Genomic DNA, 12,921 nt, shown 5'->3' with positions numbered 1-12,921 from the left:
GGTCACCCCGCGCCGACCGGTTCCGGTCCCCTCAGCCGCGCGGCGCGTCGATCATCTGGAGCGTCAGCGTGGCGGGCGGTTCCGCGACGCCGGGGCCTCCCGCGTCGACCCAGGCGAGGAGGTCGTCGAGGCAGTCGTCGTCCAGCGCCCAGCCGATCCAGGCGGCGCGGGCGCCCCGGCTGCGGGCCTCGCCGGAGGGCTGGACGACCACGACGTTGGCCTGGCCGCAGGGGCCGAGGCAGTCGCTGGTGCGTACGGCCAGCCGGCCGCCGGAGGCCTCGGCGGCCTCGCGCAGCCGCCGCAGCTGACCGGCGTGGTCGGTACCGGGGTGCTTGCGGGCATCGCCGCAGCAGCAGCCGCGGCAGACGACGAGGGTGCAGGGGCGGGCCGCGCCGGGGCGTATCCAGGTACGGGTCATCGCGCGCCGTCCAGGGTGATGGCGGAGGCCGGGGCGACGGTACCGAAGCGGGGGAAGTCGAGCTCGGTCGTGGCGCGGTGTTCGTCGGCGGTCAGGGCCGCCATGGCGTCCTCGGCGAAGACGAGGCCGTAGCCGAGGTCGGCGGCGGCGCGCGCGGTGGACTCGACCCCCAGGTTGGTGGCGATGCCGCCGAGGACGAGGGTGTCGACGGAGCGTTCGGCCAGCAGCTCGTGCAGCCCGGTGTCCTGGAAGGCGCCGATGGTGCGCTTGACGACGACGAGGTCGCCGTCGTGGGCGAGGCCCGGGAGGAGGTCGCTGCCGGGCGGCTGCACCTCGATGTGCGGGCGTTCCGCCCTGACGAGGACGACGGGTGCGCCCGCGGCGCGGAAGGCGGAGGCCAGTCCGGTCGCGGCGGCGGCGACATCGGCTCCCGTGCGGGGGCCGAGCGGGAGCGCGACGATGCGCTCCATCAGGTCGACGAGGACGAGGGCGGTACGACGGGCGTCGAGTGCGGGCATGGGGGCCACGTTATCGGCCGGGATGATCACCGCGGCGGGTCGGGGCGCGATCGCGCCACGGGCCCCGGGGCCGCGCCGGGGGGTCGGTCCCTCGGCGACCGGCGCCCCGGCGGCCGCGGCACGCGGGCCGGACGGCGTCGGTGGCAGTGGCGGTGGTGGCGGGCGGATCCCGCGCACGGCGCTTCGCGACGACCACGCGGACCGTCAGCCGCATCCGGCGGAAGAGCGTCGGCGGCAGCACCGCGAGGGACACCCGCGGGCCGAAGAGCACGCCGGCCCTCGGCAGCCCGGGGGCCGGACCCTTCGTCGAGCCGGCGAACCGGACCGAACGATCCGGTCCGATCCGGTCCTCCCTGCCGAACCCGGGCCGCCGGGCGCCGTACCGTGTCAGCGGCGGCATCACGGTGACGGCCCGACAGCGGCGGCCCGCACGGGGCGGCGGGTCATGGCCCGCACCCGGGCCTGATTCCCCGGGGCCTCGCGCCGGTGCCGGACCGGGCGGGGCTGCCGGACCCCGGCGACGTGGGCTTCGTTCGGCTGTACGGGTCGCCCCGAGGGCGCCGCGAAGAAGGCGTGGGACGCGCCGGCCGCCGCGATCCTTGCGGGCGGGGACCGGCCGCACCACCGGATCGTGTCCCTGCAGCTCGGGCGAGTGATCACCGCGTACAGATTCGGTGGAGATTCCACCGGCCGCTACTTACTCCGCGGTCAGTAGCGTGCGCGGACCGTGCCCCGCCACCGGCCACTTGGTCCCTGACCAGTGGCGATACCGCTTCTGCGGACTTCGTGAAGGCCCCTCCCGCGTGGCTTCGCCTTGGGGTACCGTCACCCACCGCTGTGCGAGCGCCACAAGGAGCAGGCTATTGCGCGAGTTCACTGTCCCACCCCTGGCGACGGCTCCCCCGGTCGGCGGACTGGCCGACGCCGTGTTCGATCACGCGTCCGACGATCCGCACCGTGTCGCGCTCGGCCGCAAGGACGCGGACGGCCGGTGGGGCGATGTCACATCCGGCCGGTTCCGGGACGAGGTACTGGCGCTCGCCAAGGGTCTGCTGGCGAACGGCGTACGGTTCGGCGACCGGGTCGCCATCATGTCGCGCACGCGCTACGAGTGGACGCTCTTCGATTTCGCGCTGTGGACGGTCGGCGCCCAGCCCGTGCCGGTCTATCCCACGTCCTCCGCCGACCAGGTGTACTGGATGCTGCACGACGCCGAGGTGACGGCATGCGTGGTGGAGCACGAGGACCACGCCATGACCATCGGCTCGGTGGTCGACCGGCTGCCGCAGCTGAAACGGCTGTGGCAGCTGGACTCGGGCGCGGTCGACGAACTGATGCGGGACGGCGCCCCCATCGACGAGGAAGTGGTGCAGCGGCACCGGCGGGCGGTGACACCGGAGTCGGTGGCGACGGTGATCTACACCTCGGGGACGACCGGCCGCCCCAAGGGGTGCGTCCTCACCCACGCCAACTTCATGTTCGAGGCGGACACCCTCGTCGGCCGGTGGGAGGAGGTGTTCCACTCCAAGCCGGGCGACGAGGCGTCGACGCTGCTCTTCCTGCCGCTGGCCCATGTCTTCGGGCGCATGGTCGAGATCGCCGCGATCCGCAAGCGGGTGAAGCTCGGCCACCAGCCGGTGCTGACGGCGGGCGCGCTGCTGCCGGATCTGATGGCGTTCCGCCCGACCTTCATGCTGGCGGTGCCGTACATCTTCGAGAAGGTCTTCAACGCGGCACGCCGCAGGGCCGAGACCGAGGGCAGGGGCGGTCCGTTCGACAAGGCCGTCGAGGTGGCGGTGCGGTACGCGGAGGCCCTGGAACACAGGGCGTTCGGACTGGGCCCCGGCCCCTCGGCGGCCCTGCGGGTGCAGCACCAGTTCTTCGAGAAGGTCGTGTACGGCAAGGTCCGGGAGGCGCTCGGCGGACGCATGCGGCACGCGATGTCCGGCGGCTCGGCCATGGACCGGCGGCTGGGCCTGTTCTTCGCGGGCGCGGGAGTCCAGATCTTCGAGGGCTACGGGCTGACGGAGTGCGCGGCGGCGGCCACGGCGAACCCGCCCGAGCGCACGAAGTACGGAACGGTCGGCCAGCCCATTCCGGGGACGACGGTGCACATCGCCGAGGACGGCGAGGTGATGCTGAGCGGGGCCCATCTCTTCTCCGGATATCTGAACGACCCGGTGGCCACCAAGGCCGTACTGAACAACGGCCTGCTCGCCACCGGTGATCTCGGCGCGCTCGACGAGGACGGCTATCTGACCATCACCGGGCGGAAGAAGGAGATCCTGGTGACGTCGGGCGGCAAGAGCGTGTCGCCCGCCGGGCTGGAGGAACGGGTCCGGGCGCACCCGCTGGTGGCGCAGTGCATCGTGGTGGGCAACGACCGGCCTTACATCGCCGCGCTGGTGACGGTGGATCAGGAGGCCGTCGAGCACTGGCTGGCGATGCAGGGCCGGATGCCGCTGCCGCCGGCCGCGCTGGTACGCGATCCGTCCCTGGAGACGGAGATCCGGCGGGCGGTCGTGGCCGCCAACACGCGGGTCTCACAGGCCGAGTCGATCCGTACGTTCCGGATACTGGCGCACCCCTTCACCGAGGACCACGGCCTGCTGACCCCCTCGCTGAAGCTGAAGCGGAAGGCGATCGAGTCGGCGTACGCGGTGGAGGTGGACGCGCTCTACCAGTGACACCGGCGGCGCGGGCCCGGCCTCCCCGGCATTGCGGCCGTCGGCGTCACCCGGCAGGTCGAGCGGAGCCCGGCCACCGCGCCGGCCCCGGCTCAGGGCCTGCCCGACGAAGGGGCGCCCAGGAAGCCCGGCAGGCTGCCCCGACGGGCGAGCCGGCTGTTGTCGCGCCTGTCCACGCGATCGGACCGGCTGATCGGCGAAGGACGGGCCCAGGTCGACGCCCGCGAGTGGCACGACGCCGTGCTCGCCCCACTGCGGGACCACGGGCCCGGCAGCCAGGCGACACGGGGCCGGCGCACCGGCATCCACCGCAGCGACATGGTCGGCGTGCTCGACGAACCGGCCGGGCGCCGCCTCGTCGAGCGGACACCGGATCCCGCCGACGTACGGCTGCTCACCCGCGTGCTGGACCACCACGCCCACACCTCCTGACCCGCACGGCGGCATCCGCTTCCGGCACCGACGCCGCCCGGGCCATCCGGGGGCGCGCGGAGCGGAGGGCCGTCCGGCGGTCCGCCGTGCCGGAAAGCGGGGTTCGCAAGCGCCGGACGGGGCAAGAAGGGCGTTCAGACGCACGCACTGCGTTCATCCCCGTGCAGCGACGCGCAAGGACGTCGCGCCTTGGCGTGGCGCGGTCAACGGTCGTCCCGGGGAATGCGTTCCGGGAGGTGACCGTTGACCATGGGAGTACCAACCGACCGACGTAAGGATCTACCCCTCGTGAGCAAGGTCCCCTCCATCACCCTCAACAATGGCGTCTCCATGCCGCAGCTCGGCTACGGTGTCTGGCAGGTGCCCGACGACGAGGCGGCGAAGGCGGTGGGCACGGCCCTTGAGGCCGGTTACCGCAGCATCGACACCGCGGCCGTCTACGAGAACGAGAAGGGCACCGGGCAGGCCGTCACCGAGTCCGGCATCCCCCGCGACGAGCTGTTCGTCACCACCAAGCTGTGGAACAGCGAGCAGGGCTACGACTCGACGCTGCGTGCCTTCGACGCGTCGCTGGAGAGGCTGGGCCTCGACTACGTCGACCTGTATCTGATCCACTGGCCCCTGCCGGCCAGGAACGCGTACGTCGACACCTACAAGGCCTTCGAGAAGATCTTCTCCGAGGGCCGCGCCAAGGCGATCGGCGTGTCCAACTTCCTTCCCGAGCACATCGAGCGCCTGATCGGCGAGACCTCGATCGTGCCCGCGGTCAACCAGATCGAGCTCCACCCGCAGCTCCAGCAGGCGGACACGCGCGCCTTCCACGCCCAGCACGGCATCGCGACCGAGGCCTGGTCCCCGCTGGGTCAGGGCAAGGGTCTGCTGGAGGTTCCCACGATCGTGGCGATCGCCCGGAAGCACGACCGCACCCCGGCCCAGGTCGTGCTGCGCTGGCACATCCAGCTCGGCAACGTGGTCATCCCCAAGTCGGTGACCCCGTCGCGCATCCAGGAGAACATCGACGTGTTCGGCTTCGAGCTGGACGGCGACGACATGGCCGCCCTCGCGGCCCTCGACGAGGGCAGGCGCCTGGGGCCGGACCCGGCCACCTTCGACAACAGCTGACGACCGGTGCCGGCGGCCGCGGCGGACGTCCGCCGCGGCCACCGGGCCGTACACCGGCAAGGACACCGGCCGCCGTGCTTCGCGGCCGGTCGCCCGGCCCGTCGGCCGGCCGGTCGCTCAGTCGGCGGTGGGGACGCACAGGACCGGCACGGGGGACAGGTGCAGGAGCTTGTGGGGAGTGGACCCGAGGAGAGCGCCCCGGATCGGGCTCTCGCTCCAGCTGCCGACGACGATGACCCGTGCGCGATGCCGTTCCGCCGCGCCCAGCAGGGCCTGGGCGGGTTTCTCGTCGACGATCTCGACGATCGAGGGCACCCCCGCCTCATCGGCGAATCCGACGGCACGGGAGAGGGCGGAGCGTCCGGTCTGGCGCAGGGCTTCCAGATGGGCGCGGTACTCCTCGCCGACACCGCCGGGGGCAGCGGCTCCGTAGACGAGGACGAGGGGCTCGCCGAAGGCGGCCGCGACCTCCACCGCCACCCGCAGCGCCCGGTCCGCGCCGGGCGACTCGTCATACCCCAGGACGATCGACATCTCGGGACTCCTTGCGCCGGACGAGCTCCGGATCGGCCACACCCCTGCGCTCCGTCCAGAAGGCCCCGCGGCGCAGACGCCAGAAGCACATGAACAGCACGCCGATCAGGGTGATCACCAGACCGATGACCAGTGGCGGGCCGAGGCCGAACCAGGAGACACCGCTGTAGGAGTTCTCCGGGTCGGCCATGTCGGCGACCGACTCCACCAGCAGCCAGGCCAGCAGAAGGGCGCCGGCCAGGGGGCCCACACCGATGAGCAGGAAGTTGGAGACGCTCTCGGTCAGATGACGGCGGTAGTAGACCACGCAGGCCAGCCCGGTGAGGGCGTAGTAGAAGGCGATGAGCAGGGAGAGCGCGGTGAGCGAGTCGAAGAGGGCGTTCTCGCTGATCCGGTTGACGACGAGATACCAGACGATGGCGATGCCGGCCACCCACCAGGTGCTGACGTCGGGCGTACGGAAGCGGGGGTGGATGTGCGCGAGCGGCGCGGGCAGCGCCTTGCGGCGGGCCATGGACAGCGCCGTACGGGAGGCGGGAATGATCGTGGTCTGTGTGGAGGCCAGCGCGGAGGTGGAGACCGCGAGGAGCACCACCCAGTCCCAGCCGCCCATCACCTCGTGGGCGAGCACCCCGAAGATCGCCTCCTCCTCGTCGGCGTTCTCGGCGAGGAAGGCGGGGCCCGCGTAGGCCACGACCGCGAAGCCGACCGACAGGTACGTCACCAGGAGCACGACGGTCGACCAGATCCCGGCCTTCCCGGGCGCGGTGGCGGAGTCCTCGACCTCCTCCGTGAGGTTCACCGCGGACTCCCAGCCCCAGTACATGAACACACCGAGGAGCAGTCCGCCGGTCAGCGCCGCACCGCCGGCGCCGAAGGGGTCGAGCCACCCGATCGCCGGTTCGACGGCGTCCAGCGAACCGGTGCCCGCGTAGACGCGGTAGAGGGCGACCACGGCGAACACCAGCAGGAAGAAGACCTGCGCGAGGATCAGGACGTCCTGGAGCCGCGCCGAGAGCTCGGTACCGATGACGCACACGGCGGTCATCACGAGGATCACGACGACCGCGAGGAGCTGCCGTACGACGGCGTTCTCCGCCCAGCTGTCGAGACCGACGGCCAGCAGAGCGAAGCCCACGGCCACGTCGGCCAGCGAGCCGATCACCAGGACGCCCGTCATGGCGATGGCCCAGCCGCCGAGCCACCCCGACCAGGGCCCCATCGCCCGGGTCACCCACGAGAAGGTCGTGCCGCAGTCCTGGTCGACCCTGTTGAGGTAGAAGAAGGCCGAGGCGATCAGCAGCATCGGCACGAACGACGCCAGCATCACGCCGGGGGCGTGGATGCCGACGAGGGCGACGACCGGGCCGATGACGGCGGCCAGCGAGTACGCGGGCGAGGTGGAGTTGAGACCGATGACGAGCGCGTCGAGGAAACCGATCGCGCCGGCCTTCAGTCCCTGGGGCTGGGTGGTGCCCGCGGCATCGTCGGCCATGATCCCCCGCTTCGTCGTCGCGCGAGTACACGCCTCATCGTCGCGCCGCCCGAGCACCGCCGCATGGCGAGCACCGCCGCATGGCGGGCTGCCCGCGCGACGGGAGGACCGACAGGAGGCGAGCGCCACCGCACCGGAAGGGCGGAGCACCGGACAAGGCGGAGCACCGGGCCGCTCCGGGGCATGGTGCCGGGGGCGGCCCGGTGCTCAGACGTCCCGGTGCAGCTGGGCGAAGACGGGGTGGAGCGTCCGCCGGAGGTAGTCCCGCCGGACCGTGGAGGCCCGGGTGACCGGCACCGGCACCTTCCTGAACGGAATGGCGTACGGAGTCCCGTCGGGCCCGAAGAAGATCGCCCCGCGCATGCTCAGCCCGCCGTCCGGGAAGTCGAAGACCGGGGAGTACGGCGGCAGGTGAACCGCGAGCTCCGTCCACGCCCGCCGGCGGAACCGCTCGTACTCGTCGGTCCCGTCCGGCACGAGCAGCAACAGCCGTTCCGGACTCAGCCGGGTGCGCGCCTGCTCGAACTCCCACCACAGGCCCTCGGTGGTACCCAGGCGCAGCACGACCAGGCGAGCGCCGGTCATGAGGTCGATGACCCTGGCCTGCCAGCCTTCGTCCATGTAGAGGCGGGACGCGCCCAGCTGGGGCAGTTCCTCTCCGGGTTCGCCGACCGCGATGAAGGGGCCCATGTGCTCCAGCGCCTGGGCGAGTTCCTGTTCCTCGGTGTACTGGGTGTAGCCGTAGGCGTACGAACCGGCCAAGGTCGAGCGCCTCGTGACGGAGTCGTCGAGGAACGACCGCAGATAGAGCACCGGAGGCCGGGTGTCCCGGGCGGTGACCTCCTCGGCGGTGGGCTGGAGGTGGCGCTGCCCGCGCGAGTAGAGCAGTCCCCCCGTGCCGCACACGATGCCGCCGCCGATGAGGACGGTGACCAGGTCCTGCCAGAAGGTCTCGAAGAGCCCGCGCCCGGGGTCCCGGGTGAGGATCCGCGCGCCGAAGACCCCGAAGGATCCCAGCAGGAGCAGGGCGCTCCCCGCCGCCGTGAGTAATCGTCCCTTGATCCTCGACCGTCGCGACCCCGTGCCGTCGTCCGTCCGCGTGCGCCGTTGCGACATCGCTGTGCCTCCCCCGTGAGACGTCCCGCTCCCGGATGACGGCGAGGGTCCGGTCCGTCACCGGCCCGGCAGTCCGAACGGCTCCCGGTGGAACGGCCCCCCGACGCCCGTACCGGGAGACATCGTCGGGCAACGGACGCGGTACGTCGAGAGGGCCCGGCACGGAAGGACGGCGGGCGGCGCGTCAGTGGTCGCCGCGGACGGCGCGACGGCGCAGGGTCACGACGGCGAGGCCCAGAGCGGTGGCGGCCAGCGCCGCGCCGACGACGATCTCGGTGGTGTTGCCTTCCTCGTTGCTGCCGCCCACGCCTCCCCGGGCCGGGCCCGGTGACGTGGTCCCGGCGGGCACGGGGGTGGGCCGGTCGGGCTGCGTGCCGAGACTGCGACCGGTGCGCGCGTCCCAGATGGAGTAGGGGGTGCTGCCGCCCTGGGTCCTGGTGTAGAGCCGGGTGCCGTCGTAGTGGATGAAGATGCCGCTGTCGATGGTCTGCCCGGTGAAGAGGGCGACCCCGTTGTAGTAGGGGATGCCGTTGATGATCTCGATCGACACCCCGGCGCCGATGTCGATGGTGACGGTGGCTTGCGCGATCGCGGTTCCGGCCGAGACCGGCGCGCCACCGGGCAACGCGGTGGCGGCAGCGGCGGGCAGGGCGCCGGTGATCGTGATCAGAGCCGTCGCGGCCAGTGCGCGCAGGATACGCATGGGGGTCCTCCTCCTGGTGTCGGTCCTGCGCTCCCGATCGTTCGCACAGGGCGGGTCACCCCCAGCTCACCCGGCCCCTCGGGCGCCCGCACGGCGGCGCGGCGGCCGAAGGAGTGAGCCCTGGGCCGTTGTTGGCGCTGTCCTCGCAGGTCACACAGGTGCGAGGAGGGAATCAGAGATGCGGTCCTCGGTGCTCCGGGCGGGCGGTGGTGTACGCGGACCGGGGGAAATTCCCGCGCGCCGGGCGTCGCCGGCGGGCGCGGGCGGCCTGATGAACACATCATCGTCTTCCATGGTCGCAGTCGCCGCCGCACGCCCTCCCGCACTGAAGGAAAGGCCCTGACATGCCCGTCAACAACGGCGCAGGACGTCGCGCGCTGCTCGGCGCGGTGTGCGCCGCGATCCTCCTCGGTGGGTGTGCCGACCCCCAGTCCCCGGGCGGCCGCCGCCCCGAGGGGAAGGGCGGCACGGTGTCGCCGTCACCCGCTTCACCGGCGCCGGGCGCAAGCCTTCCGCGGCCCGCCGAGATCCCCGCCCTCGGCCCGGCCACCCGGGCACGCATCGAGCCCACCACCGAGCAGGCGCTCGTCGTCATGGGCGACGGTCGCGACTCCGACCGCTCGACCGCCGTGCTGTACGAGCGCGATCCGGTCCGGGGCTGGCAGGCCGTCAGCACCCCCTGGCCCGCGCACAACGCCCTGCGCGGCTGGACCGACCACCACCGCGCGGGGGACCTCCGCTCTCCGATCGGGGTCTTCGGGCTGCGCGACGCGGGCGGCCGGCTGCCCGACCCGGGGACCCGTCTGCCGTACGACCGTACCGAGGAGTTCAACATGCCCGGGACGGGGTTCCTGGGCGAGCCGCTGGAAGGGTCGTTCGACCACGTCATCGCCATCGACTACAACCGCACGCCGGGCACCACACCCCTGGACAAGACCCGGCCCCTCGGGCTCGACAAGGGCGGCGGTGTATGGGTCCACGTCGACCACGGCGGTCCCACCCGCGCCTGCATCTCGCTGCCCCGGGAGCGGATGCGCCAGCTGCTGCAGGCCCTCGATCCCGACAAGAACCCGGTGATCGTCATGGGGGACACGGTGGCACTCGCACGCTGACTCCCCGGTCACCGGACGGCCCTCGCGCGGCGGCCCCTCCCCTTCGGCGGAAGCGCCGATGAACCGCCCCTCCCCCGTCCGGTGGCGCCCGGTCGGCAACGGTGGTAAGGCGCCACCGGCGCACGGGCGATGGGGTCCCACCGCCGGGCTCGACGCGAGCATCGGGACGAGATCACCGATACTGGGATGTGGCGTCCGTCCGGGACGCGAGGTCCGCCGACGCGTGCCGAGAGGCACGTGCGGTGCCCCGGACCTCCCTCGATCCACCCTGTCGTGGAGGTGGAAGATGTCCCGCGTACCCACGTGCACCCTTCGTCGCGCCGCCGGGCTCCTGGCGGCGCTCGCCGCGGCGGCCTCGGCCCTGGCCACGGCCCCGGCGGCGACCGCGGCCCCCGCTCCCTGCCGCAGCGCGGTGATGGCGCTGTCCTGGGGCACCGGGGGGACCGCCGTGCCCGGCGGCTCCGCTCCCGGCACGCAGAGGACCGCGGACGTGTCGGTGACCAACAAGGGTTCCGACGCGTGCGCGTTGCGCGGCTACCCGGATGTGAAGCTGGTCCAGGGCGAAACGGTGGAGACACTGTTCGACCAGACGTCGGCCTCACCGGGCACCGTGACCGTGGAACCGGGCGCCTCCGCCCGCTTCACCCTCACGTTCCTCGCCGCCAAGGCGGGCGAGGCGGCGGTGATCGAGCCGACGCACGCGGCCGTCGTCCTCCCCAACACCACGGCCGGCAAGCATCTGCAGTGGCAGTGGGGCCCCGTCGCCCAGCAGGAGGCGGCCACCCACCCCGGCAACTACACCGGTCCGGTGCGCGGTTGACCTGCCGGTGGTGACCGGGGTCCGGCAGCAGGCGCGGATCTGGAACATAGTATGAAATGATTTTCATTGGCGCTGCGGTTAAGGTCATGGCCCATGACCCGAGCCGCACCCGCGCCGGAGCGCCCGCGTGGCGCCATACCGCTGTCCCTCGCCCTCATGGGAGCCCTGTCGGTCGCGCTCCTCGTCGGGCTCGCCCTGACGACGGGCGCCACCGACTGGCCTGCACACCCAGGGTTCCGGGCCTGGCAGACGATCTGTGTGGCGCTCACCGTGCAGGCGCTGCCGTTCCTGCTGCTGGGGACCGCCGTCTCCGGCGCCGTCAACGCGTTCGTACCCGCGCGGGCGTTCGAGAGGCTGTTGCCCCGCAACCCCGTGCTGGCCGTCCCGGTCGCCGGTGCGGCAGGGGTGGTCCTGCCGGGCTGCGAGTGCGCGTCCGTGCCGGTCGCCGGGAGCCTGATCCGGCGGGGGGTGACCCCGGCCGCCGCGTTCGCGTTCCTGCTGTCGGCGCCCGCGATCAACCCGGTCGTCCTGGTGTCGACCGCCGTCGCCTTCCCGGGCCGGCCCGACATGGTGGCGGCCCGGCTGGTCGCCTCGCTCACGACGGCGGCCGTCATGGGCTGGCTGTGGCTCGCACGGGGCCGCTCCGCATGGCTGACGATGCCCGCCCGGCACACCGGCCACCGCGCCGGTCACAGCCGTTGGGAGGAGTTCCGGACCGGGTTCCAGCACGACTTCCTCCACGCGGCCGGGTTCCTGGTGGTCGGGGCGATGGCGGCCGCGACCTTCAACGTCCTGGTCCCCCGGTCCGTACTGGGGACGTTCGCCGGCTCGCCCTGGCTGGCGGTGCCGTTCCTGGCGGGGCTCGCCATCGTGCTCTCGGTCTGCTCCGAGGCCGACGCCTTCGTCGCCGCCTCGCTGACGGGCTTCTCCGCCACCGCCCGCCTGACGTTCATGGTGGTGGGACCGATGGTCGACCTGAAGCTGATCGCGCTTCAGGCGGGCGTCTTCGGACGCGCTTTCGCCGTGCGTTTCTCCGCCGCCACCGCGGTGGTGGCCGTGATGTGCGCCTGCCTGACGGGGTGGTGGCTGCTGTGAGACGCGACGTCCAGGCGGTCCTGCTGCTCCTTTCGGGCTCCGCGGTGCTGCACGTCTCGCTGCTGAGCGAGCTCTTCCTGCGGTACGTCAAGGAGGGCCTGCGGCCGTTCCTCGTCGTCTCCGGGGTGGTGCTCCTGGTCCTGGGCGTGGCCTCGGCGGTACGGGACGGACTGCCGTTCATGCCCGGGAGCCGCGCCCGGGACGACGCGGGCGCGGAGGCCGCCGGCCCCGGCCCGGACGGCGGGGGCGGCGGCGCTTACGAGAGCGTCACCGCGCCCCACGGGTCGCCCGGGAAGGACCCGGACAACGACCACGGTCACGGTCACGACCACCACGCGGGACCACGCGTCGCATGGGTGCTGTTCCTGCCCGTGCTCGCCCTGCTGCTCCACGCGCCGCCCGCCCTCGGTTCGTACACGGCGGGCCGGGAGACCGACGCGGCCGTCGCCGAGGTCTCGGAGTTCGACCCGCTGCCCGCCCGGGACCCGGCACCGCTCGCCCTGTCCGGCTTCATCGCGCGGGTCCAGCAGGACCGTGACGGGAGCCTGCGCGGCCGGACGGTGCTGATGACCGGTTTCGTCACACCGGCGAAGGACCCCGGCGGACCATGGTTCCTCACCCGGCTCGTCGTGAGCTGCTGCGCGGCGGACGCGCAGACGCTGCGCGTCCGGGTGCACGGAGCCCCCGCGCCGCCCGCCGACACCTGGGTCACGGTGACCGGGACCTGGCACGGGGGCGGCCGGCTGGGCACGGCGAACGCCTCGGTGGCCGTCGACGCCCGTTCGGTGAAGCGGGTGCCGCAGCCGGCCGGACCGTACCAGGACACCACTCCCCTGCCCTGACACCGCACAGGCGTACGCTCCCTGGAC

The 12,921-nt window shown here is 72.9% G+C and carries 13 protein-coding genes; 7 read left to right on the top strand and 6 right to left on the bottom strand.

Annotated elements, in window-relative coordinates; translation table 11 throughout:
• Positions 1 to 31: 31 nt before the first annotated feature.
• Positions 32 to 418, bottom strand: a complete 387-nt coding sequence (locus tag PUR26_RS16195; RefSeq protein ID WP_329873075.1) for a (2Fe-2S) ferredoxin domain-containing protein — start codon at positions 416 to 418, stop codon at positions 32 to 34.
• A complete protein-coding gene (locus tag PUR26_RS16190) occupies positions 415 to 936 on the bottom strand; it encodes an isochorismatase family protein (protein ID WP_329873074.1) in 522 nt (173 codons plus the stop codon). The genes PUR26_RS16195 and PUR26_RS16190 overlap by 4 nt, the downstream gene beginning before the upstream one ends.
• An 887-nt stretch (positions 937 to 1,823) precedes the next feature.
• Here PUR26_RS16190 and PUR26_RS16180 point away from each other — a divergent pair.
• The 3 genes from PUR26_RS16180 (at position 1,824) to PUR26_RS16170 (ending at position 5,177) form a co-directional block, all read left to right on the top strand.
• Positions 1,824 to 3,623, top strand: a complete 1,800-nt coding sequence (locus PUR26_RS16180) for an AMP-dependent synthetase/ligase (protein ID WP_329873224.1) — start codon at positions 1,824 to 1,826, stop codon at positions 3,621 to 3,623.
• A 159-nt stretch (positions 3,624 to 3,782) separates the two neighbouring features.
• Positions 3,783 to 4,055: a hypothetical protein gene (locus PUR26_RS16175; RefSeq protein ID WP_329873073.1), complete on the top strand. Its 273-nt coding sequence runs from the start codon at positions 3,783 to 3,785 to the stop codon at positions 4,053 to 4,055.
• Positions 4,056 to 4,343: 288 nt separating this feature from the next.
• Positions 4,344 to 5,177 carry an aldo/keto reductase gene (locus tag PUR26_RS16170; RefSeq protein WP_329873072.1) on the top strand — a complete coding sequence of 278 codons (834 nt, stop codon included), beginning with the start codon at positions 4,344 to 4,346 and terminating at the stop codon, positions 5,175 to 5,177.
• A gap of 117 nt (positions 5,178 to 5,294) precedes the next feature.
• Here the strand turns inward: PUR26_RS16170 and PUR26_RS16165 are convergent, their stop codons facing one another.
• The 4 genes from PUR26_RS16165 to PUR26_RS16150 form a co-directional block, all read right to left on the bottom strand.
• Entirely contained in the window at positions 5,295 to 5,711 is a 417-nt protein-coding gene (locus PUR26_RS16165) for a universal stress protein (protein ID WP_329873071.1), read from the bottom strand.
• Positions 5,689 to 7,206, bottom strand: coding sequence for an APC family permease (locus tag PUR26_RS16160; protein WP_329873070.1), 1,518 nt, complete (start codon positions 7,204 to 7,206; stop codon positions 5,689 to 5,691). The genes PUR26_RS16165 and PUR26_RS16160 overlap by 23 nt, the downstream gene beginning before the upstream one ends.
• 207 nt (positions 7,207 to 7,413) lie before the next feature.
• Positions 7,414 to 8,322, bottom strand: a complete 909-nt coding sequence (locus tag PUR26_RS16155; protein WP_329873069.1) for a hypothetical protein — start codon at positions 8,320 to 8,322, stop codon at positions 7,414 to 7,416.
• A gap of 184 nt (positions 8,323 to 8,506) precedes the next feature.
• Positions 8,507 to 9,025: a hypothetical protein gene (locus PUR26_RS16150; protein WP_329873068.1), complete on the bottom strand. Its 519-nt coding sequence runs from the start codon at positions 9,023 to 9,025 to the stop codon at positions 8,507 to 8,509.
• Positions 9,026 to 9,369: 344 nt separating this feature from the next.
• Here PUR26_RS16150 and PUR26_RS16145 point away from each other — a divergent pair, with 344 nt between their 5' ends.
• The 4 genes from PUR26_RS16145 (at position 9,370) to PUR26_RS16130 (ending at position 12,894) form a co-directional block, all read left to right on the top strand.
• Positions 9,370 to 10,137, top strand: coding sequence for a hypothetical protein (locus tag PUR26_RS16145; protein ID WP_329873067.1), 768 nt, complete (start codon positions 9,370 to 9,372; stop codon positions 10,135 to 10,137).
• 286 nt (positions 10,138 to 10,423) lie between these two features.
• Positions 10,424 to 10,957 carry a DUF4232 domain-containing protein gene (locus PUR26_RS16140; RefSeq protein ID WP_329873066.1) on the top strand — a complete coding sequence of 178 codons (534 nt, stop codon included), beginning with the start codon at positions 10,424 to 10,426 and terminating at the stop codon, positions 10,955 to 10,957.
• 93 nt (positions 10,958 to 11,050) lie between these two features.
• Complete coding sequence (locus PUR26_RS16135; protein ID WP_329873065.1) at positions 11,051 to 12,052, top strand: permease; 1,002 nt, start codon at positions 11,051 to 11,053, stop codon at positions 12,050 to 12,052.
• Positions 12,049 to 12,894 (top strand): TIGR03943 family putative permease subunit, encoded by an 846-nt coding sequence (locus PUR26_RS16130; protein WP_329873064.1) that lies wholly within the window; start codon positions 12,049 to 12,051, stop codon positions 12,892 to 12,894. Before PUR26_RS16135 ends, PUR26_RS16130 begins: the two co-directional genes overlap by 4 nt.
• Positions 12,895 to 12,921: the final 27 nt, after the last annotated feature.

Origin of the sequence: Streptomyces sp. SP18CS02 (assembly GCF_036322365.1) — a bacterium.
In the GTDB taxonomy this organism is placed as follows: domain Bacteria; phylum Actinomycetota; class Actinomycetes; order Streptomycetales; family Streptomycetaceae; genus Streptomyces.
This window is presented reverse-complemented; position numbering and strand designations above follow the sequence as displayed.